This window comes from Shewanella halifaxensis HAW-EB4, from assembly GCF_000019185.1.
Classification (GTDB): Bacteria; Pseudomonadota; Gammaproteobacteria; order Enterobacterales; family Shewanellaceae; genus Shewanella; species Shewanella halifaxensis.
Window position 1 is genome coordinate 4,281,675 of the sequence record NC_010334.1, and the last position, 24,386, is coordinate 4,306,060.

At 44.7% G+C, this 24,386-nt stretch carries 22 protein-coding genes; 7 read left to right on the plus strand and 15 right to left on the minus strand.

The window, feature by feature from the left end:
* Positions 1–368 precede the first annotated feature (368 nt).
* Both SHAL_RS18150 and SHAL_RS18155 read right to left on the minus strand, forming a co-directional pair.
* Positions 369–1,751: a Na+/H+ antiporter NhaC family protein gene (locus tag SHAL_RS18150; RefSeq protein ID WP_012278572.1), complete on the minus strand. Its 1,383-nt coding sequence runs from the start codon at positions 1,749–1,751 to the stop codon at positions 369–371.
* A 367-nt stretch (positions 1,752–2,118) separates the two neighbouring features.
* The gene (locus SHAL_RS18155; protein ID WP_012278573.1) at positions 2,119–3,012 is read right to left on the minus strand and encodes a hypothetical protein; all 894 of its coding nucleotides are present in this window, start codon (positions 3,010–3,012) and stop codon (positions 2,119–2,121) included.
* Between the two features lie 208 nt (positions 3,013–3,220).
* On the opposite strand from SHAL_RS18155, the gene SHAL_RS18160 reads away from it, so the two are divergent.
* Positions 3,221–4,285, plus strand: a complete 1,065-nt coding sequence (locus SHAL_RS18160) for a permease (RefSeq protein ID WP_012278574.1) — start codon at positions 3,221–3,223, stop codon at positions 4,283–4,285.
* A 183-nt stretch (positions 4,286–4,468) separates the two neighbouring features.
* Entirely contained in the window at positions 4,469–4,684 is a 216-nt protein-coding gene (locus SHAL_RS18165; protein WP_012278575.1) for a ribosome alternative rescue factor ArfA, read from the plus strand.
* Positions 4,685–4,711: 27 nt separating this feature from the next.
* On the opposite strand, the gene SHAL_RS23335 is transcribed toward SHAL_RS18165, so the two are convergent.
* The 3 genes from SHAL_RS23335 to SHAL_RS18180 are packed head-to-tail and all read right to left on the minus strand — an operon-like array spanning position 4,712 to position 7,022.
* Positions 4,712–5,488 carry a DUF3465 domain-containing protein gene (locus SHAL_RS23335; RefSeq protein ID WP_012278576.1) on the minus strand — a complete coding sequence of 259 codons (777 nt, stop codon included), beginning with the start codon at positions 5,486–5,488 and terminating at the stop codon, positions 4,712–4,714.
* On the minus strand, positions 5,488–6,381 hold the full coding sequence (locus SHAL_RS18175; protein WP_012278577.1) for a 3'-5' exonuclease: 894 nt from the start codon (positions 6,379–6,381) through the stop codon (positions 5,488–5,490). Before SHAL_RS18175 ends, SHAL_RS23335 begins: the two co-directional genes overlap by 1 nt.
* A gap of 41 nt (positions 6,382–6,422) precedes the next feature.
* Positions 6,423–7,022, minus strand: a complete 600-nt coding sequence (locus tag SHAL_RS18180; protein WP_012278578.1) for a hypothetical protein — start codon at positions 7,020–7,022, stop codon at positions 6,423–6,425.
* Between the two features lie 246 nt (positions 7,023–7,268).
* Between SHAL_RS18180 and SHAL_RS18185 the strand changes: the two genes are divergently transcribed.
* On the plus strand, positions 7,269–8,561 hold the full coding sequence (locus SHAL_RS18185; protein ID WP_012278579.1) for a lipopolysaccharide biosynthesis protein: 1,293 nt from the start codon (positions 7,269–7,271) through the stop codon (positions 8,559–8,561).
* 157 nt (positions 8,562–8,718) lie between these two features.
* On the opposite strand, the gene SHAL_RS18190 is transcribed toward SHAL_RS18185, so the two are convergent.
* Positions 8,719–9,255: a hypothetical protein gene (locus SHAL_RS18190; RefSeq protein WP_012278580.1), complete on the minus strand. Its 537-nt coding sequence runs from the start codon at positions 9,253–9,255 to the stop codon at positions 8,719–8,721.
* A 10-nt stretch (positions 9,256–9,265) separates the two neighbouring features.
* The gene (locus SHAL_RS18195; RefSeq protein ID WP_012278581.1) at positions 9,266–10,087 is read right to left on the minus strand and encodes a cytochrome c3 family protein; all 822 of its coding nucleotides are present in this window, start codon (positions 10,085–10,087) and stop codon (positions 9,266–9,268) included.
* 455 nt (positions 10,088–10,542) lie between these two features.
* On the opposite strand from SHAL_RS18195, the gene SHAL_RS18200 reads away from it, so the two are divergent.
* Both SHAL_RS18200 and SHAL_RS18205 read left to right on the plus strand, forming a co-directional pair.
* Positions 10,543–11,295, plus strand: coding sequence for a winged helix-turn-helix domain-containing protein (locus tag SHAL_RS18200; RefSeq protein WP_012278582.1), 753 nt, complete (start codon positions 10,543–10,545; stop codon positions 11,293–11,295).
* A gap of 60 nt (positions 11,296–11,355) precedes the next feature.
* Positions 11,356–11,874 (plus strand): hypothetical protein, encoded by a 519-nt coding sequence (locus SHAL_RS18205; protein ID WP_012278583.1) that lies wholly within the window; start codon positions 11,356–11,358, stop codon positions 11,872–11,874.
* A 51-nt stretch (positions 11,875–11,925) separates the two neighbouring features.
* Here the strand turns inward: SHAL_RS18205 and SHAL_RS18210 are convergent, their stop codons facing one another.
* Positions 11,926–12,756 carry a hypothetical protein gene (locus SHAL_RS18210; protein ID WP_012278584.1) on the minus strand — a complete coding sequence of 277 codons (831 nt, stop codon included), beginning with the start codon at positions 12,754–12,756 and terminating at the stop codon, positions 11,926–11,928.
* Between the two features lie 484 nt (positions 12,757–13,240).
* On the opposite strand from SHAL_RS18210, the gene SHAL_RS18215 reads away from it, so the two are divergent.
* Positions 13,241–13,900, plus strand: a complete 660-nt coding sequence (locus SHAL_RS18215; protein WP_012278585.1) for a thiol:disulfide interchange protein DsbA/DsbL — start codon at positions 13,241–13,243, stop codon at positions 13,898–13,900.
* 81 nt (positions 13,901–13,981) lie between these two features.
* Here the strand turns inward: SHAL_RS18215 and SHAL_RS18220 are convergent, their stop codons facing one another.
* The 6 genes from SHAL_RS18220 to SHAL_RS18250 all read right to left on the minus strand — a co-directional run bounded on the left by SHAL_RS18220 (position 13,982) and on the right by SHAL_RS18250 (position 22,038).
* The gene (locus SHAL_RS18220) at positions 13,982–14,995 is read right to left on the minus strand and encodes a glycosyltransferase family 4 protein (RefSeq protein WP_012278586.1); all 1,014 of its coding nucleotides are present in this window, start codon (positions 14,993–14,995) and stop codon (positions 13,982–13,984) included.
* Between the two features lie 1,321 nt (positions 14,996–16,316).
* Positions 16,317–16,847, minus strand: coding sequence for a cytochrome b/b6 domain-containing protein (locus SHAL_RS18230; protein ID WP_012278587.1), 531 nt, complete (start codon positions 16,845–16,847; stop codon positions 16,317–16,319).
* A gap of 17 nt (positions 16,848–16,864) precedes the next feature.
* Entirely contained in the window at positions 16,865–17,398 is a 534-nt protein-coding gene (hemG, locus tag SHAL_RS18235) for a menaquinone-dependent protoporphyrinogen IX dehydrogenase (RefSeq protein WP_012278588.1), read from the minus strand.
* Positions 17,399–17,616: 218 nt separating this feature from the next.
* Positions 17,617–19,281, minus strand: coding sequence for a di-heme oxidoredictase family protein (locus SHAL_RS18240; protein ID WP_012278589.1), 1,665 nt, complete (start codon positions 19,279–19,281; stop codon positions 17,617–17,619).
* A gap of 150 nt (positions 19,282–19,431) precedes the next feature.
* Positions 19,432–20,580, minus strand: a complete 1,149-nt coding sequence (locus SHAL_RS18245; RefSeq protein ID WP_012278590.1) for an imelysin family protein — start codon at positions 20,578–20,580, stop codon at positions 19,432–19,434.
* A gap of 33 nt (positions 20,581–20,613) precedes the next feature.
* Positions 20,614–22,038, minus strand: a complete 1,425-nt coding sequence (locus SHAL_RS18250) for a porin family protein (RefSeq protein WP_012278591.1) — start codon at positions 22,036–22,038, stop codon at positions 20,614–20,616.
* Between the two features lie 792 nt (positions 22,039–22,830).
* On the opposite strand from SHAL_RS18250, the gene SHAL_RS18255 reads away from it, so the two are divergent.
* Positions 22,831–23,691, plus strand: coding sequence for a TIGR03899 family protein (locus tag SHAL_RS18255; protein WP_012278592.1), 861 nt, complete (start codon positions 22,831–22,833; stop codon positions 23,689–23,691).
* On the opposite strand, the gene cysC is transcribed toward SHAL_RS18255, so the two are convergent.
* Positions 23,688–24,305: an adenylyl-sulfate kinase gene (gene cysC / locus SHAL_RS18260; RefSeq protein ID WP_012278593.1), complete on the minus strand. Its 618-nt coding sequence runs from the start codon at positions 24,303–24,305 to the stop codon at positions 23,688–23,690. The genes SHAL_RS18255 and cysC overlap by 4 nt on opposite strands.
* Positions 24,306–24,386 lie beyond the last annotated feature (81 nt).

Consider the following 24,386-nt stretch of genomic DNA (forward strand, 5'->3'; position numbering starts at 1 on the left):
TCCCTTTGTTAATTGCGTACTCAATTCATTCAAATTTGTTGAGTTTTCTAATTTTTAAACTAAGGTTGCTACCCCTAGATAAGCAATAAATTTACAGGTTTGTTTCCATGAGTCAACATTTTGTCGCATTTTTGTTACCAATCGCTGCGCAAAGTTAAATTTACTAACATATGTACAAGTTAAAAGACTGACTAGTTAAGTATTTCATCATTTATCCTTACGATTCCTGAATTGCTTACTCTGTACCTAGAAAAGTGACAGACTCTATACAGAGGCAAAATAAAAAAGGGGCTGCACATAATGTGCAACCCCTTCAGATGACAGGCGCTTTATAAGCGATTACGTCTGTGACTATTTAAGCTAACAACTTACGCCAGCCACAAAAAGCCGATAAAGGTCATACCCGCAGCAATCAACGCATAAGGCAGCTGAGTGACGGCATGGCTGACTAAGTTACAGCCAGAGCCTTGTGCTGCTAGCACTGTGGAGTCGGAGTAGAAACACGCCTGACTACCAAAAGATGATGCCGATAACAATGCACCAATCACCAGTGGAATATTGGCATCGACCGCTTGCGCCAGTGGCATCACAATTGGAATCGATACCGCAAAAATCCCCCAGCTTGAGCCTGTTGCAAACGCCAAGATAGACATACTTAAAAACACCACAGCAGGCAGCAATTGCGGCGTCATAAACGGACTGAGGCTGTCGATAACATACTGTGGCAGCATTAATTTATCGCACACATCTTTAAAGATGAATGCCGCGATAACCGTACCAATGGCTGGTAGCATGCTCTTAAAGCCATCGATCATCTGCTCCATCATCTCTGACAATGGCATCAGCTTCTGCAGCCCGTAATACGGCAATGTCACCGCAAGAGTTGCAATCAAGCCTTTAAGTACATCGATATCGAAATAGACGGTAAAACCCACCAATAATATTATTGGCACGAAGAAATTATGCAGTTTTCCACCATCATCGGCTTGCTTAAATTCATCTTCAATGGCTTTTAGTGCATATTCATCAGAGGTTTGCACTTCATCTAAGTCCATCTGCTTAATCGCTGGTTCACCTTGAGCTGCGGCTATTTGCGCTTTCTTCATCGGACCAAAAGCCGGCACGATACCTAAGATCACTAGCAATACCATAGCCACGGCTAACCACGCGTAAAGCATGTAAGGGATCGCCTGCATATAAACGGCTATTCCTTGACCCTCGCCTGCGATGCCGTTATCAACTAACAAACCACCAAAAAATACCGCCCAAGTCGAAAGAGGCACTAACACACATATGGGCGCGGCCGTGGAGTCCACCACATAAGCTAGCATCTCACGAGATACCTTAAATTTATCTGTGACGCGCTTCATGGTGGAGCCGACCGTCAAGGCATTTAGGTAGTCATCGATAAAAATAACAACGCCTAGAATAAAGGTCATAAACAGCGATGATTTTTGCCCGTTAGCAAACTTCAATGCTAGACGACCAAACGCCATTGAACCACCAGTGCGAACCAGCAGAGCAATCAAGGCACCGAAGCCACCACAAACTAAAATTAACCAACCGATAGTTTCGTCGGCCATCACGGACAAAGAGGTATCTGCAAAATTAGTCAATATATTAGCGGGCTCATACATGGCCAGACCGACTAATGCACCGATAATCAAAGAGAGGATTGGGCGGCGTAGCACAATGGCTAACACCAATACCACCACAGGTGGGATAAGACTTAAGGCTGTCGGCTCAGACATGCGCTAAGGTCCTTATAATAAAGTGCCAAAATGGCAATTAATCACCAAACTCAGGCAACTATTTGCCGAGTCTAATTGCTGCTTTACCTTTGAGGGACCTGCCGATACCCTTAATTTTACGGGCAATTTTTGGGGCCCTAGTAAAAACATCGCGCAGAAAATAATCCCCATTTGCCTCTGAGTCAATAATAAATATCCTATTTTACTGAATTTTTATAACGCTCATGGAAGAAGTTGGTTTGAGCAGCGGCATCAGAGTGGTTAAATACAATGAAATCAAATAACAAACCAGCCTAAACTTCGACAATAAAAACTACAGCTTCGCAGCCGATTCAGGCAAAGACAGATACACTTTAGGTCAATTATGTTACCCCTCCTCTTCAGGCTTAGAAATAAAGATCCGATTGATATCATTACCCCATAACTGAATAATCTTGCGGTTTTTCGCTTTATTCCAAAAACACTTACCAAATAAGATCATCGTCGCGCCCTCAAAATCTCGGCGCTCGTCCAAACCAAATCTTAGCTTTAATGGCTCAACTATTTTATCGATAGGTATACCAACCTCTTTGCTATCGGCAGGGTTTAACCAAAACAACTCTTTATCGACATGAGAAATCGTCCCCCAATACATGCGTGGGGCCCCCGTTTCGGTCGGCTCTGCATCGGCAAAGTTAACGAACAAGTTCTTGGCTCGCCAACGGTACTTCTCATCGGTATAGACCCAGAGTTCTGACTCTGCAAGCTCACTACCACGCATTAAACTATGCAATATTTTCTCTAGGCCTTCACTGGCGATCCGCTTTTCAACATTTGAGGAATGAGCCGCAACTCGGTCGGATGATGAGCTAACCGACAGCAGCTCTGGACTTGTTTGTGCCTGTTTTTGTATTGGAGCCTGTTTTTGTGTCTGTGTCTCGCGCTCAGCTCTGGACTTTAATGATCGCGGCTGACGACTAAAGTCAATCATCATCGCATCGCTATCAACCAATAATTGATTCACTTCAATAGCATGCTGCTCTTCACGCTCTTTAGCTGCCGAAGGTTTGAACTCACGACAATCAGCTTGGTGATAGCGTGAACCAAAACAGGCCGCCTTGCCATCTTTAGAGGCTTTTCGATAATAAGCTTTACCAGCGCAGGCGGGACACATCAATGCTTGCCGATATTTCTCTATGTCGGCATCGCTGAGCTTTTGAAACTTAAATATAGAGTAAGTAATAGGATTCGACTCATCGAATAAACATATCGCATCCAGCATGCTAACGTCCTAAATTGCATTATTTTTTAATCATAGAGAATATCCACAACGGCGACAAGCATCCACTTAGCACTGTGGCGTCACCGCTGTCATTTCCACATTTACCGAAATAATGATTGACACCTTTTCAAATAAGACTATTATTTGCCCAACCCGGTTATTTCGACTATTCCAGAAATAACAAACAAAAGACACGAAGGTAAATATAATGAGTCCTGAGATCATTACAATGGCAAAAGAGTCTGCCGGAATGTTTCTATTCCTTGCAGCAGAGTTAACCCTATTATTCATCGCAATTAGTTATATCGTGGGGTTACTGCAGGAATATATTCCTCCAGAAAAGATCCAATCTATTTTGAGCTCGAAGAAAGGTAAAGGCTACATTATTGCCGCCTTACTTGGCTCTATTACGCCATTTTGCTCATGCTCAACTATCCCTTTCTTAAAGGGTTTATTAAGAGCAAAAGCAGGCTTTGGTCCTATGATGGTGTTTCTGTTCTCAAGCCCACTGCTAAACCCGATTATCATCGGTCTGTTTATTGTGACTTTTGGCTTTAAAGTGGCGCTGTTTTATTTCGTCGTTGCCATGAGTGTGTCGGTAATAGCGGGTTACACTCTTGAGAAGCTAGGGTTTGAGCGCTACGTTAAGCCTGAGGCTTATGAAGCGGCTAGCGCATCTAGCAGCTGTTGTGCAAAGCCTAAAAATGAAGTTAAGCCTGTAGCTACCACAAGTTGCTGTTCAACACCTGCACCAGCTGTTGCAGCAACCACAAGTTGCTGCTCTGTTCCTGCTGCGGTAAGTTCATGTGGGGAATCAACAGCAACGGCTTCAACTTGTGGTTCTAGCGCTACGGTAAAACAAGACAATCGCTGGATGCGCGTATGGCGTTCAACTTGGAAAGACTTTAAGCAAGTGCTGCCTTATTTGATGCTGGGTATTTTCGTGGGCTCGCTGATCTATGGATTTATCCCTACTGAACTAATCGCAAAATATGCAGGCGAAGGCACTTGGTATGCGATTCCCATCGCTGCAGTGATTGGTATTCCGCTGTACATTCGTGCAGAAGCGGTTATCCCGTTAAGCTCAGCGTTAGTCGCAAAAGGAATGGCGCTCGGTTCGGTAATGGCACTGATTATTGGTAGCGCGGGGGCAAGTTTAACCGAGGTGATTCTGCTTAAGTCTATCTTTAAGAATCAGATGATTGCCGCATTCTTAGCCGTGATTTTAGGTATGGCGATTAGTGCTGGTTACCTGTACACACTAATATTTTAATGTTTATTGCTTAATGTCCAATAGCTCATTGTCCGCAGAGCGAGCTTTTGCGTTCAAAAAACAAACAATAAAAACTGGTCGTCAGTAAAAAATGACGTATAATCGCACCGCAATGACAAATTTAGCAATTACTTAACTTTGTCTGTGCGGTGTTTTTATTAGTTCAGCCCATTGGAGAATATGATGGCAAAACATCACCAGCAAACGCATATCGAACACGAAAGTGGCCGCGGCGTAATAAAAGATAACGCCTTAAAGGCAATCGTTACCAGCTCGCTATTTAGAACGCGTACTGAAAAACCAAAGAAAGGTAAAGGGTCTTACAACCGCAAACAACAGAAGGGGCAAAAGCTGAAGGGCTTTGCCCCTTTTGACTATCTGGCATTCGCGATACATTAACTACAAGAGTCACTGTTTCGCATAAAGCTATTGATAAGTTTGGCCATTATGTTTAAGCCAACCACCGATATGGCGTCCTTGTGGATCATGATGGGTCCAGTGCACTACCCCACCGCGTTTGTTCCACTCATATTCACCGTAAAACTCAACGGAATCACCTACATTTAAATCAGAAATTCGCGGTGCTAAATCAATATTGTGAGCGACTAAAACGGTCTGACCGTGTGGTAATGTCAAAATAAATCGTTGATGGCGACTACCTTTATTATCATCAGCTAGAACTTTACTTACCACGCCTCTACTTTGAACCTGAAGGTTACTCAGCCCTTGCTCAAATGCGCGCTGTAATACTCCTGTGCTATTATCCTGCTCAGCAGATACAGGTCCTGCTAAACCCGTTGTCGCCCCATGTAAATTAGTCGTCGATGCGAACACGCGGTTATAGGTAAAGCTTGCAATAGCCAGCACCACCAGCATAATCGCAATACGATATAACACACCGTTGACTGACTTTCGGTGCTGCGATGGCTGACTATGTTTGAGCGTTTTTTGAGTCGATGAGCCACCCATTCCCTCAATCCGAGCTTCTACCGCCCTCTGTTTACCATCCTTTTGCGTCAGTATTTGAAAAAACAGGGTATCTCCCACCAAAGGACGCCGAGGGATAAGGCCTAGCGCCGACACATGAATAAACACTTCATGATTGGCGTTAGCAGGTTGATTAATATCATGAGCCTGCTCGATACGAATAAAACCAAAGCCTTTCGCATCGTTCCATCGTACTAATTGACCTTTATGTATCATCAAACGCTCCCTCTTCTCATCGTTAACTCAGCTAAACGTTGCTGTAGCGATTGTGGCCATAAGCTCTGATAAGGGGCAACTTGTGCTGTTACTGCATGTAAAATATCCAATGCTACAAAGGTATCTGCCGCCGCATACTGCAGCTGCAGCTCACTCAAGGGTTCTGTTAGTGGCTTGCTCCAATTCGATAATGTGACCTTTTTACTTTTGGGTAGTTTTAACGCTAAAACTGTTGCAGCGGCCTGCTGTGTGCCAAGTTGCTTAGGCGCCCCAAGTTGATTCATCAGCCAATTTAAGTCCAGCATCGCCGCAATACTCATATCAAAGTCTCGCTTCATTCCATTGATATCGCTTCTCAGGCCAATACCAATTTTAAGCAGATGTTCATTGCTCATTACTGGTGTGAGCGCCACCTTAAATGGCTCAATATTTATCGCTTGCATTCGAAACAGATAGCAATGTGTTGCGGTTGCTATTTGAATTAATGAAATGGGGTTAGTATTGCGCCGTCCCTTCTCAAAGGTAGCCGCGGTTTCGGTATCGAAACCTATCCAAGACTGCGCCTCAATATCGGCAATCGCCATCTGCAGCGAATCGAGCGTTACCACCGAGATCTGTCGTGGCTGACCATCTTGCTCTGCAGACACATTCTGAATGAGCTCGACATTGAAATCTGTTAACCGAGAGAGCTCGCTGTCGTCGACTCGAGTAATTAAGCGAGTACGCAGCTGTAACCAATCGAGTTTTAATCTATTCTCTGTTGTGGTGATAGAGCGAAAAAAGGTTTCTTCAGCAGCCTGCATAGCCTTAAAATAAGCCGCCGCATCTTTGCCTAACTCTCTGCGAATCGTCGCGGATTTATCTGCCGCTAAACCAAACTTAAATAGACTCATCGATTTACTCTATATCTCATGCTTATCCCGTTCGCGCAGGCTCAAAGTGTAACCCACATTAAACCATGATTTACTTCCATAGCCTCATGGACTTTTACTCTAAAGTGCTCCCAACCCTGGATCATCTCAAGGTATTCAGACTCCTTGGGAATGTAATCGGGGTTATATTCAAGTAGCCAAGCATCAAACCTGCCCCTAACAACTGGCTCATCTAACTTAGATAACAAGGTAAATAACTCAGCTAAGGCATAACTTTCAAACGCAAAGGATTCATTACAGCGATCCATTTTGATGGCGTCGTGATTATGAATATCTAGCCAAGTCTGAAATAAACTCCCAGCACCTTTTACTCGTTCCTCAGTATCGTTGAGAATATAATGGTACAGATCGACGTTTCTATGGTTAACATTAGGCCCTATCATTTTAATCTCATCCTGTGGCCAATCCCGCGGCAGCTCTAATGCTTTTCGGCCACTAATCCCCCTAACAAGCTTACTCAATAAAGATTGCTGCTTAATTGCAACTTCAGCTTCCAATTCTGGCGCTTGCCCCATTAGGTAAGCTTGGATGGTTTGCGGATTGTGTTTTAAAAATTGAATGTGTCCATTCGGTAATGAGAACAAATTTAGACATAGCGCCATGTGGGCTCCGTAATCCATTTATACATAAAGGGTATATTTCAAGATGATGACTAAGAGTAAACAAGACTCATAATCACAATCAATAGCCTCGCTAGCCTCCGAGAGCGATTATGGGATCTCGTCATGCTAATAATACATTCCATCTTCAAGTTCACAGCTTTCAGCAACAGAACTGACGCATCAAAGATTAATGGCTAGTATTTACCGCCACAGAATATGCCGACGCCTATGGAGTTAAGCAACATCATGACAGAGTCTTCTTTTGAGCGGGCTAAACACGCCTTCACCAACGCTATCTGGGCCACATTCGCGAGCATGTCTCTTGGGCTAGCATTTAAAATTTGGTTAGCCCAGTGGGTCGAAAAGGGGGACCTAGCTCTCTACCATACTGTCGTCGACATAGTTTCCATGTCGCTTATCTTATTGAGTGGTTTTCGTGCCTCGATGGTCGTGAGCTTTTCGAAAACCAAAAACGATCGTGATATCACCAATATCTTCCGCTACTCACTGATTATCATGGTGCTGTTTACCTGGGGATTAGTTCTGCCCTATATCAAACATCAACTCAATATCGATGTCGAATATATTCAGTTAGTGGGAATTATCTTGGGGATGGGCTTTAAAGTATACTTTACCAATCAAATTGGTATGTATCGACTCTACGACATCGCCAATAAAACGATCTGGATAGAACCCTTAGTACAGATAATACTGTTTCTGGTTTGCTACTACCTCTTAGCACAGACCCCGACAGCCTCACTATTTTTTAGCTTAATGCTATCCAACTTAGCCGCTGCCGCTTATATGTTTTTAAAGCGCAGAAAGCTGATTGCCACCACACCATTAGCACCGGTTCAACTTACCCCTGATATGCGTAACTTTGTTAAAAAGAGCGTAATGTCATCACTGGAGGTGGGAGCCAGCATCTTGATGGTTTATATCACAGTGCTACTGACGATTGGCTACTTCACCATCGATGAGCTCGGCGACTTCCAAGTAGTTGTGCGGCCGATGATAGCCTACTTAACCATGCTGTTTGTTTTCCCCGTTTATCGCTATATTTTGCCCGAGTTAGCTCAATGTTTAAAAAACAAAGAGCATCAGCAGATCGCACAGATCCGTAAGTGGTTTTTCAAGCTAAGCCTAGGGGTAAGTGCTGCGCTACTGACTGGGTTACTGCTATTTAGTGACGAGCTAGTCGCTCTGGTGTTTCCAGAAACATACGCAAAGGCAGCCCCCATCTTGATGCACTTCGCACTCTTTTTTGGCTTTATGATGCTTAATGCCTACCAGATCGCCTACATCAAATCCCATGGGTTATTCTTGCAAAGTTTGCTGATCCGCCTGCTTGGTGTAGCAACGCTTTTGATTATGTTTTATCTGCTCAGATTAGTTACCGACAATGTTGTCGCGGTCATATTGGCCCTAGGCAGTGGCTATTTAACTATGTTTATCGCCTCGAGCATTATTGAACGCAAGCTACTTAAACAACACCAATTTAATGAGTTAGAGAATGAGCCAAAGTTAGCCAGTGAGTAGAAATAAAAAGAGCCGTAACTCAGAGGTTTTGTTACGGCTTTGAAGGCTTAACTCAATCTAGGGGACTCTCCCCCCCTGCATAGATTGAGATTAGGCAGGGTGCTTATACTTATCTAAGCTGCTTTCTAATAGCAAAAGACACACATACGGATACGTACTACTCTTCGGCAGCAATAAGCTCTATCTCATTGCTGGTCTGCGCGCCATGGATCTGAATAGCCACTTTATATAAAGCTACCGCTCCTGCTGCGGCTTTACCTTCAAGATCGAGATCGATGGCATCGAAGGTGTATTGTCCCTTGGTCGCAGTTTCAGTTAATACCCCTACACACTCGTCATCGATGCTAGTGTCACACTTATAGCTCTGCGTCACATGCCAGCGTTTCCAAGCTTTTGCCTTTGTTGAAGGTGAAGCGAGATCCGGATAACCAAAATAGAAGATATCGTAATCGGTCGCCTTAGTGATGGCCTTATTATCAGCGTCTTTAAGACTAAAGGTTAATGCTCCCGTCGCGGCATCGAAACTGCCTAGGCTCATTAAAACCGTACTAGCATCATCGATATCGATAGTATCTTCAACTGGCGGCGGTACGACTACCGGCGGCTCAGTGACATCATCATTATCATTGTCACTTCCACAGCCAAGCAAGAGCATCGAGCTTGCCAACAGCGCGCTCAGTAATTTGACTTTCATAGCTTACTCCTTAGTTAAAGTGCCCTGTGTGACAAGTGGTACATTCCATATCTGCCTTCACACTAGCTGCTGTGCTCATAGTGCTTTCTACACCGTGACAAGACTGACAGGCTTGTGTTTCGGCAGAAGGCTTAGCTTCAGGTAGAAGAGAAATATCCTCGCCACCATGTGCACGGTTAAGTAACTCTACAATGTGATAGGCCAAGCTGGCCGATAGGCGCTTACAACGCTCGCCCTTCTCCTTAAAGACCTTACCCGAAGCAGCAGACCAATTACTGATAGAGGAGTGACACAGAGGACTATTAGCGATAGATGTAGCGCCCACTTCTAGGCTCTTTTCTGCAGTTGAGCCGATGCCAGCGACAAATTCATCTGATGAAAGGGGTAAGTCTTGAGTTTCGTAATAACGGAATGATGCACCGATCACCGCACTATTTTGGCCATTGATGTCATCTAAGATATTGATCAACATGCCTGCCGCATTTAGGTTACCGCAGATGGTTCCCTGGCCGACGATTCCCGCCCAACCATAGCCCGCAAGAGCCGTTGGAATAGTGGCAAATTTGTCGGCATCGACACTGCTTGATTGCGCTAGCATAGTGACAATAGAATGGAACACCTGATGCATACAGCCACCACCCGTTTCATAGGCAAGCTTCGCCGTTGCCATCGCATCTAACGGCACATACTTAAGCTTCTCTCCCATCTCTAAACGATAGTTACCATCTGCATCGGTGGCTGCAAATGCAGAAGTGCCTACCAAAGCGGCACCAGCAGCAGCTGTACTTAATCCGATAATCTTGGTTAACGCCTGACGTCTATTAATACTCATAATAATCACCCTATATCCATCATTATTTTATTTTGGTCATAAGCCTCATGGCCTATTACGGTTAGTAAACGAGTTCAAATTTTTGGATAACGACTCGATGGCTTAACTTTAAGAAGTGTGGAAAATAAAAATGTGATTTATGACAGATGAAGCGGGAGTGTAAAAATATCAATCATTAGAGCTAGCGTTGGCTTACGGCCTAGCCAGCACTGGCTACAAAACCAACACTTCTGTGACCGATAGCACATTATTCATGGACATTTGCGGTAGTATTTATGTTTCAGCAAGTTAATTAATTGTATGAATCTGTGTGATTAACCTCTCATTTAGCCATACTAACCCCTGCATAACACTCAAATTTGCCATGACGGCAGAACTTAAGCATCAGGATCACAGACTTCATTAGTTTAAGTTCATAGACTCAGCTTATAGATAGTTCTAACAGGGCGACGTAGATGCGATTGGGGCACTGCAAATTTGATATTGATAAAGAAGAGCTGATCAATACAGAGAGCGGCGATGTTTGGCACCTACCAAGGGCCGAGCTGCAAGTCTTGACTCTATTAGTTGAGTACCAAGGGAAAGTCGTCGCTAAAGTGCTATTAAAAGCGGGTAATGGTGAGCAGCCACCACTAAGTGACTCCTCGGTCACAAGAGCCGTATTCACACTACGCTCATTTCTAGGCCCACAATATGAATCGCTTATCGAGACAGTAAAAGGTCAAGGCTACCTGTTGCGCCATCATCGTAGCCGTAAGAATGACCAAGTTGCCTCAAGTCAAAAGCGGTTTTCGACTAAAATAGTAGCAATATCTGCGTGCTGTATCGCCTTGCTATTAAGTTGTGGATGGCTATTTATTGACTCACAAAGCCAATCTCCAGCATCGCCTAAGCCTCTACAGGTTCGCAGTGTCGATACCCTATCAGGGCAAACTGTCAATGTTATCCTGTACTCCCATTCTAAAACCAACAACGGCTTATTAACCGAGCTCGGCCAGACGATGCAGCAGAGTTTCGGTCAATGCAAACTCACCAGTTGGAAAAATGTATATCTGTCTCTATCTCACGATAAGCAGGTACTCAATATCACCCTTCGTGGTGAGCAGTTTGGTCAGTCTGTTATTCGTAACTTAAAAATTAGCGATCTACGTCAACCCAGACAATTCATTAATCAACAATGGCTGCAAGCAGTGGACATTTGTGATTAACAGATACAACACTCTGGGCCGTAGAAATAGAATAACAACGCAGTACAAAAGGAACTGATAATGAGCCGACCATGGCGCTGGGCTATTAACATCATGATGCTAATCATTTTGCTCGTTTGCGTAGGAGTAATATATAAACTTACCGCAAATCAACCAAGCTTTATGCTCAGCTGTAGCTCAGAACTGTTCAATCGACAACAGTCGGAGCAAGACAGCAAACACTATCTATTGGTTGACCTATTTTCTAAAGAGGGGCAGGCGCAGATAAACTATCGCTACTTTGACCTAGATGGTAATTCTGCTGGCTCAGTTTCGATGCAAGGGCAGGTCAATAGCGTCGATCTTGATAATATGCTTTATGATATTTCAGTCAAAACCAAGCAAGAGTATCCTCACTCCGCTCTCAAGCAAGCGCCGGAGCATTACAAGTATCTCTCCTATGTCAGCAGTCTAAATCTGAATAAGAAAGGCATGCATAACCTGAGTGTTCAGGTGTTGGAACGAGATGAAAATAAAGATTTTGCCGTTGTGCTATTTCAGCCAAGTAATACCGTTTGCGGCTGTCGTCTAGTTAACTAGCACTCCACATTTAAAAAGCCACCTTGCTTAGGTGGCTTTCATTTTAATCGATTATCCCCAAGGCATATCGACATAGATCCTCACTAAGGTATCTCTATCCCAAGGCAGAATAGCTAAGTAATCGGGCGAAGTCTTATCTCTATTATCATAGGGGTCGAGATTATATTCGCTATGCTCCACACTTAGCCGAATATTGCTATCCTCAATCCAGTTATCCAAATGGTAACTCAGCACACCTGAAACCTTGTTTTCCAACCAATCACTGCCATCATTCCACGTTTGCGCCTTGGCATAGATATCGAAGGCGTCACCCAATGGTAAGCGAGTGTCGAAAGCGACAGAGTAGGCCCCTGTTTTATTTTGAAAGTCTTCACGATCATAGCCTCGCTCTCTTGGCACATCATCGTCAATCTCCAACATGTAATAACCTGCAGCAACCTCAAAGCCCGCATAAACCCGACCGCTATTGTATCTTGCCACTATACCGGGGAAGAGTTTAGCCTGCTTCTCTATCGAGCTGACCGTATTACGTTTGCCCTCTAGCGTCACCTGCCACTGTAGGTTCATCACCTCAGAAAAATGGTACAAGTTACCATCGACCGAGAATGCACTCTGGAACCAAATTGGAATATGGTCGGGATCCAGCTTGTCGTGATCTGCATCGATAAATATATCGAACTCGCCCTGCCAAAGTAGTTCAGAATCGGTTTGGTGCGCGACATAAAAGCCAGCATGTGCACCCAGTGTATGTGAGTCAGCCTGATCGACGATGGTATTTTGGCCACCAAATGCAATGCGCCAATCTGTCGCATATACATTGGTTGTTAGCCCAGCTCCCACAAGCGCTAGCGCAGGAATAAATAAGTGCAGTTGATTGTTCAAGTCCCTTTCCCCCAAGGCTTACTCAGACTTTATATAAGAAGCTATTGATTAATAGACACAAAGCTCTAAATTTAATCAAAAGCTAACATAGATAGATAAGATAATCTGTTTAATATTAGTCATGATGTTATCGAAAAGCTTATTAATTTCCGCTAAATACATAAGCTTGAAGCTACAGTCCAATCTCAGTATTTCAATCACTATCGCTTAATAAAGCCAATAAGTTCCCCAAGAAGGCTAACTTTTTCTAAAATTTCACTGAGATTGTGAAGCTTGGCAAAATTTAAAATGAAAACTGCAGCTTCCGCTTAAAATCACTATATGGGTCACACTCTAAAGCATGTATTAGCCTGCAAATTCAGTCATAATTAAGCATCTGGTTTTATTCTTAACAACAATGTAATTTGCTGTAACGGATGAATAATATTTGTATTATTCGTTATCGCTTGACTACTTATACTGACGTCACCTAGAGGACACTAGTTTGATTAAACATATTGCTTTAGCTTTAACACTCGCCGTTGCTCCACTGAGCAGCTTTGCAGCACAATTTGTTGAAGGTAAGCACTTCACTGTTGTTTCAAATAAAGCACCAAGCAGCGAGCCAAAACTGACTGAGTTCTACTCGTTCTACTGCGGTAACTGTTTCAACATGGAAAAAATGTACATGGCAGACATCAAAGCTAACTTGAACAAACAAGTTACCTTTGACAGCAAGCACGTTGATTTTGCTAACACTGATATTAATACAGAAGTGATGCGCTCTCTTGCGGTTATCCAAACTTTAGATAACCAAAAGCCATTAACTGACGCTATGTTCAAAGTGATCCAGGGCGATAATGGTGAGAAGCATGATCACAGCGCACCAGGTCACAAGCATGACGAGCCGCTAAAGAGCCGTGATGACATCAAAGCGGTATTTGCTAAGTTTGGCGTAACTGCTGAGCAATATGACGCAGCAGCAGACAGCAAAGAAACCAATGAGAAATTGGCACTATGGCGTACACAGCAACGTGAATTTAAAGTACAAAGCGTTCCTGCTTTCATCGTGAACGACAAGTACGCGATTAACATGGGCTCCATCCGTACACTAGGCGAGCTAATCGACCTAATGAACTACCTTGCACTTGAGCACAAGTCATAAGCTAGTTTGATAACTCCCCAAAGGCGCTAATTAGCGCCTTTTTTGTTAATGTTCATCCACTCTCTGTACAGTCTGTAAACATCATTTTCGGCGATTGAGTAGCCCTTCTAACAGCTGTTGCCAGCGTTCTAATACCGACTCCCAAGCTTGAGCACTAGATAAACGCTGAGCGGCATTGATTTTGAGCCGTTCACCACTTAATGCATGGTTAATGGCGCTTTCAATGCCCGCCACAGTTAGCTCATCAATAATTTGATAGCCATTGCCTTGCTGCTGTAAGCCAGCTAACTGATCACTCAACCCATCTATGTTTGCTGCGATGACACCTTTTCCCGCTGCAATGGCTTCCAAACAGGTTAAGCCAAATGGCTCCCAGCGGGAGGGTATGATGACCACATCCCCTGCAGCAAGAAACTTAGGCACATCAAGGACCTCACCAACTAAATGAACATGACTTAACGGCTTAGCTAACGCCGACAATACGGGTAACAACTCCCCCTCTCCCGCCAATATCAGTTTGACTCTGTAACTGGGCAGTTTTGCCATCGCCTTAATCAGCAGCTCAAAGCCTTTCTGTTGACTTAAACGCCCGTAGGCCAATAATATCAATGGTGTCACGACAGCTTTTTCCGGCAATGAAAGAAACCGACTCAGCTCTTTAGCTTGACCGACTCGAGCCATCTTCTCTTTAGGTAACACTCTAAGCTCTTCCAACCAGTCTGCTTGCGCATTAGACACCAGCAAGACCTTATCCATAAGCCCATAACCCAGCCTGAGCATAAGACGAAAACGCCACGGGGATTTCACACAGTAACGAGCAAACTCTCTACTGTAATGGTGTTCTTGATAGAGGATTGGAGTGCCGATATTAGCAAGCTTAAGCGCTAAAAAAGCAGGAAGTTTACGCCAACTAACGGCGCCATGGAGCAGAATAATATCGGCAGTATAACGCCTAAACGATGGACGAGAAAAACGTCGATGCACTAACTTAAATGCAAATAGTTGATTCAATCTGGAGGCCGCCAGACTCTCTAGCGCCAGATTAACGCCACCAAGCTTAGTATCATCGATCAAATGAATTATGGTTGGCCGCAAAGCGAGTCCTTACATAGTAAAGAAGGAGATAAGTTCCTTTTTACTTAAGTTAAAGAAAAACTAGCTCATTTAAAAGCATTGTTTTACTCAGTAACCCTACCTGCTTTAGCAAAAAAGGCAAAAGCAGTTCACCACAAGGTACAAAGGGCCACAGAGGACACGAAGAAAGGCAACGGCTCGTAGTAAGCTCACATGTCACTACTTCTGTGGGACGCTATAAAGCCCTCTCTGGCCGCTCTGCGGTTTCCAATAACGTCCCTGTTAAACGGCCAGTTCGGCATCAATACCTCTCGTTCGAAGAGTATCTCTTTGAGATACCTCACCTTGAAACCTAAGCCCACAGCCGCACCGACATCTGACTATTCATCTCTGCGAATTAGCCCACTTAGATATTGGTGATCACTGTTAATTCTCACTATTGCTGAAACGGTTTTGGACAAAATCCATTTACCACGGCGAATATGGCGAAGCCATGTGCTAATAAGGGATAGCGAACTGGCCGTTAAACACGGATGTTATTGGGACACGGAGCGCTACCCTACACGAAGAAAAGTAACAGCTAGAACAAAAGCAACAGTAAAAGGCTCGTCATCAAACATTTTGATCTTTTGCTCTACGATCTTCTTCGTGACCTCCGTGAAAGCGCTGCGCTTCGTGGTAAAATTAGTGATTTGGGAAAAGTCATACTTACCTACATGTTCAACGCAAGTTAGCTCATTTTGGACAAAAGTTTGTTCCACTAAATGAGATGGCTTTCATTAGATTTATAGCCTGTTGCTGAATGTGCGAACACTTCAGTGACACGGCGCGGCTTTTGATTTCGTAAGAAGTGTCCCTATAGCCTCTACGACAGCTTCCCTGCTGTCGAAGGTCACTGCCGTATTCACACCTCAGCATTCATCTCATCGAATTTGCTTCTCTAATTCGCTTGGTGAACACAACCGCGGAGGGCTTCGTTCAACTCATTTTTGGACATTTTCAATTTAGAAATCGAACCACCACGGCTAAATAAATGCACCAATTATCCAGTGTAGATGCGGTTGAGGCCATCGAAAACAGGGACGTTTTCGTTGAGCTTACATGGACGTACTTGCAACGATATCCATATCTAATAGCCAGTTCAGCATCCATGCTTCTCGTTCGTAGCCCAAAGCTTCGCTTTACTCACCGTGCCTCAGCAGTATCTGCACATACCCCGCTGGAGGCGAATAATAGCCATGAAGTGGTAATCCAGAACTAGCTACCCTGTAGCAACAATCAAAGAAAAATGTAATTAGCCTTCATTAAAAGGCTAACCAACTTTATATTCAAACTGGCATTGTTAGTTTCGAATAAAGTCCAGCAGATGCAAACAGGCAAAGATGGCATGCACAACAATAAAGCCAATAAAGCCCTGCGCAAGATGAATATGATAACCGCGCCACATTAGCGCATCACTGCTACCTTGAGTCGCAAACCAGGCTATACCGGTGACACCGACAGCCAAAAACAGCAGCATGCCAACACCTTCGATGACGCTAAATAAACCGCGACCACCGGCAATGGGGAGCTTGCCCTTAAAAAAACCTAGGATGTCAGTTTTAAGCTGTGCAAAGTCACCGACTAGCCAAGGAAAATACTGACGCCACTTGCCTTTAAGGCAGGTAGTAATAAGAAAAGTGATCGACAAGAAAGCGGCGACAAGCCCGAGGTAAACATGGCTCTGATCCCAAAACGTCGCATTGGGGCGTAGACGGCGACCAATCAAGATCCAACCGCTGGTAAAAATAAGATAGGCGCTGGTAATAATGATTAGCACATGCTGCAAATCAATATACTTTCTCGCTAAGCGTTTAAACGTCGACTGTGCCATATCTCGTCCTGTACTTTTTAAACCGTAACCGCCAACTGATGAATACTGTCGGCGTAGGTATCAACCTTATTCCAATCAGTATATTCAATATTGGTATCTGCTGCAGTTGGTCCCTTAGTGATCCACATAATAAAGCGGATAATGCTTCTATCCATCGAGCCATAGCTAGGGTAATTTAAGTTACCGCCAAACACTTCTGCCAAATCGGGAACCCAAGACGACTTTTCAAAGAATGCACGCATATAAGGGTTAGTCTCTGCAGTATTTTTTAGTGGTTTACGCGCCACTAAGTTAACCGAAAAGAAGCTACTCGGCTTCTGCTCAAGTTCGGCCTTATGAGCGTCAATAAAATCATAAACAGCAGGATTATGTTTGCCGTGGCGAATACTCGCCCCGATAATGATCTTGTCAAATTCCCCTAAGTCCACTTTATCGGCAATATTGACAGCCGTGACACAGTTGCCAACCGCTTTCAGTTTGTCTTCCAGATGACCGCAAATTTTACGTGTCTGGCCATGTACACTTGAATAAACGATAAGAATTTTGCTCACCAGACGTCTCCTATAAGATCAAAATTGAAAGAGAATAAAATTAATAAATAAATCATAGGTGATTTAGTTAGAAGATTACATGAAACAGATCACGAGGTGCGGTGCAATAAATCGAATTAGCTTTACCTACCTCACAAAATCAACAGCGGAGCTCCTCAAAAGAGAAAGTCCCGCTGTTTTTGCGTTTACTGAGCGCGTTTCAGTTATGCATTTTGTGATTATAGTGACATCAAAAAATCAATAACTTGGGCTCGTTCCTCAGCCGTTAGCACCATAAAATCTTGCTGACTTTTCTCTGCCTCACCACCGTGCCACAAAATCGCCTCTTCTAATGTCGCTGCGCGGCCATCATGTAAAAAACCAGCCTGAGGGTTCACGGTTTGAGTCAGACCTATTCCCCACAATGGGCGAGTACGCCACTCATTACCATCGGCTAAGAAATCAGGACGCCCATCGGCAAGTTCATCGCCCATATCGTGTAGTAACATGTCGCTAAAGGGATAGATGGTTTGGCTCTTATGGCCTGCAATCATCTCTGAGCCGCCAATATCACCAGAGGCCTGTGTTACAAAGCTTGGAGTATGACAACCACTACAATTAAGCTGCTCGAACAGTCTAGCGCCTTCACGTACATCACTATTTTCCACATTGCGTCTAGCCGGTACCGCTAGAGTCTCGGCGTAAAACACCACCGAATCACTAAATTCGGCACTGGCTTCAGGCTCTCCATCGACTCCCGCTCCCGTATCGACAAACCCTGTACGAGTTAAGTAAGAATTATGCAGCGCAGTGCCAGCAATACTTTCATCAGGAAACAGTGGGTTAGTAATCCCCATATCACCGCGTAGCGCGCCTAATGACTGCACTCGTACGCTTGGTGTATTAGCCTTCCAGCCAAAGCGCCCAAGTGACACTGGGTTGCTGTCACCCGCCTTCGCCTTAACGGCATCAAACACAAAGTTAGCTCGGCCCGAGATACCATCATTATTGCTATCCGCTGCATCCACATTGGCCAAAATATCTGCCTCAGGGATGGCTTCGAGCAAACCTAAGCCAAACACTGGCATACCATTACGCCAGCCCATCAATACATCATCTTGCAGCAAGTTAGAGGTCAGGTTACTACTCGCCTTAGTCTCACCTGGTGCATCATAGGGGTTTTCCACATCGAACACTGGCTTCTTCAGCGTCACACTGCTGCCATCACTATAGATAACTTGCTTAGTTTCATAAGACAAATAGACATCGGCCTGACCAATAAACTGATTCTGCTGCCAGTCATCGCGGGCTTGCAATACCCCGCGATGGAACAGTTGCCCACCAAAATCTGGGACAGGGATCGGCGCACAGTAATCATTTGCAGCTGTACCTATGGTGCATGGTTCATTGGGAGCCTTACTGATCCTTAAAAATATTCCAGCCTCTGAGCCGAGTTTAATGCGAGACTTGCCAGCCGGAACGATAGGGGTTGAGTTACGACCATCGCGCTGATGGCAAGAGTTACAATCTGCGTTATTGAATACTGGACCTAGGCCATCTAGCTCTGGATGGGCACTATTAGGCGCTGTGGTAAAAGCGGTTTCAAAACTTAAATCCCCCTCAAGATGCAGTGCTAATTCATCTGCGCTCAAGTTCGGTGCGGGAGTTGAGAAGCCATGGCCTGACTCTGACGCATCAAAGGTTGTGGTATCACCACCACTGGCGCGAATATCGGTATAGGCTGGGTAGATTTTTTGTTCAGGTTTTGGCGTGTCATCACCAGAGCCACCGCAAGCAGTTAAGCTTGCCACGCTCAGTAAGACTAAGCTGCTAAGTAAGCTTTTTCGAAAGCCGACATGACTGTTTTGTTGCGATCTGTTTGGTTGGGGGTGTTTGTCCGTCATCTGCTGTTCCACACACTGTTTAATATCGTTAGCTTGGTACCCATTGCTCTGGCGTTTCCCTGCCATAACAAAAGAAATTAACCACTTAACAATCAAGGGAATTATTTAATTAAAAAGGAGGCCCAATGGCCTCCTTCGCATATTCTCGGTTTAAATATTCCACTCTTTAAGCAGGGGAAGAACATCTGACTCTAAGCTCGCTTGTAGCTTAGTCAGTGCATCGACTGCCGATTGAATACGCACGCGTCCGTCGCTATCAGAAATCGCCTGACGGAATGGCATATTGTTCGCCCCCGCTATTGCGTTAATTTTAGTGATAGCATCGTCGATTTCAGTCTTAACTCGTGTTGCCAGTGCTGGGTTTGCCGCGTTGACGAAATCGATAATCCCTTGCTTATCGGCATTGCCCTCTAGCTCACCAAGATAAACATTACGCACACCAATAATGTTATCGCTAAAGTCTGTTAATGAGTTCCAAGAGTACTGTGATTCTACTTTTGAGGTGTCGGCTTTATCGATTGACTCACCAAATGGATCGGCAATCTTACCGTTGCCCACTTCATCGACAATGCCGATCATGCCGTTAACTAGCTCCTCTACCACGCCCACTTCTGAGCTATAGAAGGTGTTGCCATCGGCACCAGAATTCTTCAGTAATTCACCGTAAGCTTTACCGCTCTGGCCGTCATGACTGATAAGCCATGCGTCATCGAGGGTCTTGGTGTAATCACGAAAGACTTCAGCGAGCCCCATTAAGTAATCACGCTCGTTTGTTGTCAGCTCGCTAATCGTTTTAGTGTTATCAGCAACGCCATCACCAAACAGAAGGTATTCCATTGTATGGAAACCTTGCACGTCGTCATTCCAACCTTTAATGGTATCAGCATCAAAACCCGTGTTATTAGCCAGCACTGTTGTTAAGTCAGTGGTGTTTAGCGGCCAGCTATCAAGGTGTGGGTCGATACCGAGTGAGTCAACAGGGCCAAAGATATGTGATTCACCCTGCTCCCACGGCTGACGAGCGGCCTTCCACGCTTCTTGAGCGGCTAACAAGTTGGCTTGAGTCGGTGTGGCAACCAGAGTCTGAGTCGCTTGAAGCATAGCCGCGCCGCGCAGGGCAAGATTTGAATAACCTGCAACAATCACATCATCGGTTAGATTAGTCACCATCTCTGTAGCTGAAAACGTAAAGCCAGTTTCAGGTACAACAACAGGGGTATCGTCAGAACCTGAGCCACCACACGCACTAAGGGCTGAAATGAGGGCGACGGCTAGCGCTGAGTGAGTAAAGTGTTTCATAAAAAACTCCATTTATTATGTAATCTGTTCAAATTAAAGTGAGAATTGGTAACCCACGCCTAAAGCGAAAAAGTTGGTATCGGGAATAGACGACACAGCCACTTGCTGTACGCCAGCTTCGGCTTTGATTACGATCTCAGGGATAGGGAAGTAGTTAATGCCGGCGCTAATCCAAGTGTTTTCATAACGTTTTGTAGCGATACCGGTTTCTACTTCTTTTAGTGGATTTGAGTAGTCAATATTGGCAAATACAGTAATAGGCACTGAAGTCAGCTCGCCAAGGTCAATACCTGCTTCAACGAAGAAGGCTTCAGACTTTGAGCCCAATTGGGCGAAGTTACCCGGCTTAAGGCCTGGCGTAGTTTTGTTAGCTTGAGTGATGGCGTCGCTATCACTCAACGTGCCATAGAGGTATTGGCCACGTAAGATCCACGGCCCTTCAACAAATGCCCCCGCAACGGATAAGATCTCAACCGTACCGTCTGCACTTAGTTTGTTGGTTTTATGACGGTTACCACTGGTGTTGCCATAGTAATATGAGGCGCCAATGGCTGAGCCGGTCTTAAAGTTGCCATAATCTAGGCGAACCACATAAGCGAGATCATCGCCATTAACATGCTCAAAACGCTTTTGATGGCCTGAAGCCACCCAGTCATAGGTACGGAAATATTCAGAGTTCAAGCCGCTAACAACTTGGGCTTGATAGTGAAAGTTAGCCACCTCACCAAAGATACCGATACCGTTCTCATTCCAAACAGCAGGCAGCATTGCAGCTTCACTTTTATGACGCTGAACCGTTAAATATTGACTCGGTTTATGTAAGGTACTGCCAAGGCCGATAGGTAGGTGAATATTACCAAATTTAACCCCAAAGGCATCACTTGGACGATAACGGATCTGCGCTTTTTCAATCATCACTTCGCCGCCCGCTTCAACCTCGGCTTCAAACTCACCAAACTCATCGAAGCCGTCATATTCTAGCGATGTGCCAGTGCCACCATGCTCATATTCAATTTCAACTTCCATGTCCCATTCATCATTGAACTGGTAGCCAAACTCAGTCACGATCCGCTCAAGGTCGAAACGGCTGCGGCGCTCCGGAGACGTATCCTGTACATTGTCGTAGTACTCGTTACTGGTATAAATCACACTACCGTATGACTTAAACGAAAATTTATCCCAGTGACTCGCTGTACTTGATGCTTTAGCTGTTTGCATAGCTTGTTGCTGAGCCACTTCAGCTTGCTCAGCGTTAACTTGTTGCAGCTCTTGTTGCAAGAGTTGCTGCTCTGCCAATTGTTGCAGCTGAACCTTTAGTGCAGTGAGCTCAGCTTCTTGCTTGGCTATCGCTGCGGCTAATGCCTCAGGTTCGGTCGCTGACATAGCGTTAGCACTAAATACACTCGCGATGGCCATCGCTAACATGTTCAATTTGGCATGCTTCGAAATAGATTTCATAAACGGCTCTCATTCTGATCCTGCGCTGTATACCAATCGGTATTAATCAGCTCCCCTAAATTCGCGGACAAAGTAACCCAAATGAGAATGATTTACATTAATCTTTACAAGCCCCTTTACAATTCAACCTACAAAAACACACATTAGAACCCACGCAGCAACAAATGTCGCTGGCACAGCCGGGGAGAAAATCCTTAACAGTAAAAAGGAAGTCGAGGTAGTAAGTACTTACACCAAGAAGGAGTGGTTACAATTGAGATTCTTGGGGCTGAAGCCGCGGTTGATACCGGGAACCGCTAATGAGAAGTAAGCCGCAAAATATCCCTCTTAGCGAGTGACAACAACGACAAACTCTACAAACTGATAGACAATCAAGCAGATACCAATACCAATCAGTATAAGAAGTTGATCTACTCAGAGCGTTTTTTGGCAAACTAATTCAAGGCGAATAGCTGAAAGAATGGTTATTCCCTTGTGAAGCAGTTCAACGCAGAAGTAGGCAGCCAAAAACGCTCCAGAATGGCGAGTTTTAGCGATTCTGATGCTGTGACTCTTAAGGAACAAGAGGGAGCTTAACCGTAGAACAACTATGCTCTTCACTCGTTGCCTTGCCTCATAACCGCTAAATTCTCGCTGAGCGACCAAATCTTTATACTGATTGGTATTAACATAAATGTTTACCAAGCATCTTATTTTTGGCAAGCTCAATAGACAATACAGCTAGCAGGCTAGTGACATGAACTGTTAGCATATTAATACCCTGTACCCAGTGTAAACGGTAAACAAACGACCATGGTTGAAACGGTAACAAGCACAACTAACAATGCGGTGAAAAGTTCGACGAAAGACAGTAGTAAAGCCGCAGATGTCTCTGCCCGAAAAAAGGCGTTACTGCTGGGTCGTATGCTAGGTTTAGCCAGTGAAGATGACTACCGCGCCAGCAATGCCTCAATTAGCGAACGCGCCGCCTTTAGGGCGCAAAAGCAGGCAAGCCAATATCAAGAGAATCTTGAAACCATCTACAAGATTGCTATTAGCCACACCCCTTCCGATGTGACCGGAGTGGATCTTGACCCCGATTGGGCACACCAGTTTTTTCAGCTAGCCGAGCAAATTCATAACCGTAAGATGCAGGAGTTATGGGGCAGAATTTTAGCCAATGAAATCACCTCTCCCGGCCACTTTAGTCTGCGCACCTTAAGCACGCTGAAACAGTTGACTCATAAAGAGGCGCAAATCTTAGAAAAGGCACTAGGCATGTCGGTGTTGGTGAACAACGAGACTCGACTTAAGCTTATTATCGGCTTCAAACATGCTCGTGGGCTGGGGCAGTTTTTTAAAAAAGCCACCGCCACCAGTATCGGCTTATCGCAATTTGGCCTGCCCTACTCCAATATTTTAACCTTAGTCGAGGCGGGAATTTTACATCGCAGCGAATTAGAAACCGGACTGCTTAGCAGCAAGACGCCAATTAACTTTTCCCTCAGCGATCTAAAACTCAAATTGACGCCCAAAAGCGGACAGCTATTTTTTAGCTATTATCGCTTTACTCCCACAGGTGATGAGTTGGCACAGTTGATTCACTTCAATACCGACAAAAGCTATATCAAGGCGATGAAAGCCCTGTTTTCACATGACTTTAAGATTGATTAAATCGCTTTTTTAAGCTTTTCGGAGTCAATAACTTGAATCGCCGCTAAATAATCTAGCAGTGCACTCACTTGCGTTGCCAAGTCGCCCTTGCTGGTATCTATGATTAACTCGGCAGCAGTTGGCACTTCATAAGACGCCGAGATCCCGGTAAAGTTTTTAATCTCTCCTGCGCGCGCCTTGCTGTACAAGCCTTTAGGATCTCGGGCTTCACACACCTCTATTGGCGTCGATACATGCACTTCAATAAACTGGCCATCATCGAACAGGGCTCGCACACGTTCGCGCTCTGCTCGCGTTGGTGAGATAAAGGCCGACAGCACCACAAGACCTGCATCAACCATGAGTTTGGCAACCTCGCCGACGCGGCGAAGATTCTCATCGCGATCATCCAAGCTAAAGCCGAGATCTTTGCATAGACCATGGCGCACATTGTCGCCATCAAGCAGGTAAGTGTGAAAACCGGCATCAAATAATGCACGCTCAAGCGCACCCGCTAAGGTGGATTTACCAGAACCTGACAGGCCGGTGAACCACAATAAGATAGGCTTCTGTCCTTTCTGATCTGCCCGAGACTGCTTATCAATACTATGCTGGTGCCAAACGATATCAGACATAAAAACTCCAAAAAACTTAATCTATACAATACGTAGCCAACTTAGAGGCACACATAAAAGAACTGTAAATAAAAGAACTGT

What these genes read in the sequence shown, in the direction of transcription:
- SHAL_RS18150 (WP_012278572.1), bottom strand. Translation starts at nt 1,751, where the DNA reads ATGTCTGAGCCGACAGCCTTAAGTCTTATCCCACCTGTGGTGGTATTG.
- SHAL_RS18155 (WP_012278573.1), bottom strand. Translation starts at nt 3,012, where the DNA reads ATGCTGGATGCGATATGTTTATTCGATGAGTCGAATCCTATTACTTAC.
- SHAL_RS18160 (WP_012278574.1), top strand. Translation starts at nt 3,221, where the DNA reads ATGAGTCCTGAGATCATTACAATGGCAAAAGAGTCTGCCGGAATGTTT.
- SHAL_RS18165 (WP_012278575.1), top strand. Translation starts at nt 4,469, where the DNA reads ATGGCAAAACATCACCAGCAAACGCATATCGAACACGAAAGTGGCCGC.
- SHAL_RS23335 (WP_012278576.1), bottom strand. Translation starts at nt 5,488, where the DNA reads ATGATACATAAAGGTCAATTAGTACGATGGAACGATGCGAAAGGCTTT.
- SHAL_RS18175 (WP_012278577.1), bottom strand. Translation starts at nt 6,381, where the DNA reads ATGAGTCTATTTAAGTTTGGTTTAGCGGCAGATAAATCCGCGACGATT.
- SHAL_RS18180 (WP_012278578.1), bottom strand. Translation starts at nt 7,022, where the DNA reads ATGGCGCTATGTCTAAATTTGTTCTCATTACCGAATGGACACATTCAA.
- SHAL_RS18185 (WP_012278579.1), top strand. Translation starts at nt 7,269, where the DNA reads ATGACAGAGTCTTCTTTTGAGCGGGCTAAACACGCCTTCACCAACGCT.
- SHAL_RS18190 (WP_012278580.1), bottom strand. Translation starts at nt 9,255, where the DNA reads ATGAAAGTCAAATTACTGAGCGCGCTGTTGGCAAGCTCGATGCTCTTG.
- SHAL_RS18195 (WP_012278581.1), bottom strand. Translation starts at nt 10,087, where the DNA reads ATGAGTATTAATAGACGTCAGGCGTTAACCAAGATTATCGGATTAAGT.
- SHAL_RS18200 (WP_012278582.1), top strand. Translation starts at nt 10,543, where the DNA reads ATGCGATTGGGGCACTGCAAATTTGATATTGATAAAGAAGAGCTGATC.
- SHAL_RS18205 (WP_012278583.1), top strand. Translation starts at nt 11,356, where the DNA reads ATGAGCCGACCATGGCGCTGGGCTATTAACATCATGATGCTAATCATT.
- SHAL_RS18230 (WP_012278587.1), bottom strand. Translation starts at nt 16,847, where the DNA reads ATGGCACAGTCGACGTTTAAACGCTTAGCGAGAAAGTATATTGATTTG.
- SHAL_RS18240 (WP_012278589.1), bottom strand. Translation starts at nt 19,281, where the DNA reads ATGACGGACAAACACCCCCAACCAAACAGATCGCAACAAAACAGTCAT.
- SHAL_RS18245 (WP_012278590.1), bottom strand. Translation starts at nt 20,580, where the DNA reads ATGAAACACTTTACTCACTCAGCGCTAGCCGTCGCCCTCATTTCAGCC.
- SHAL_RS18250 (WP_012278591.1), bottom strand. Translation starts at nt 22,038, where the DNA reads ATGAAATCTATTTCGAAGCATGCCAAATTGAACATGTTAGCGATGGCC.
- SHAL_RS18255 (WP_012278592.1), top strand. Translation starts at nt 22,831, where the DNA reads ATGGTTGAAACGGTAACAAGCACAACTAACAATGCGGTGAAAAGTTCG.
- cysC (WP_012278593.1), bottom strand. Translation starts at nt 24,305, where the DNA reads ATGTCTGATATCGTTTGGCACCAGCATAGTATTGATAAGCAGTCTCGG.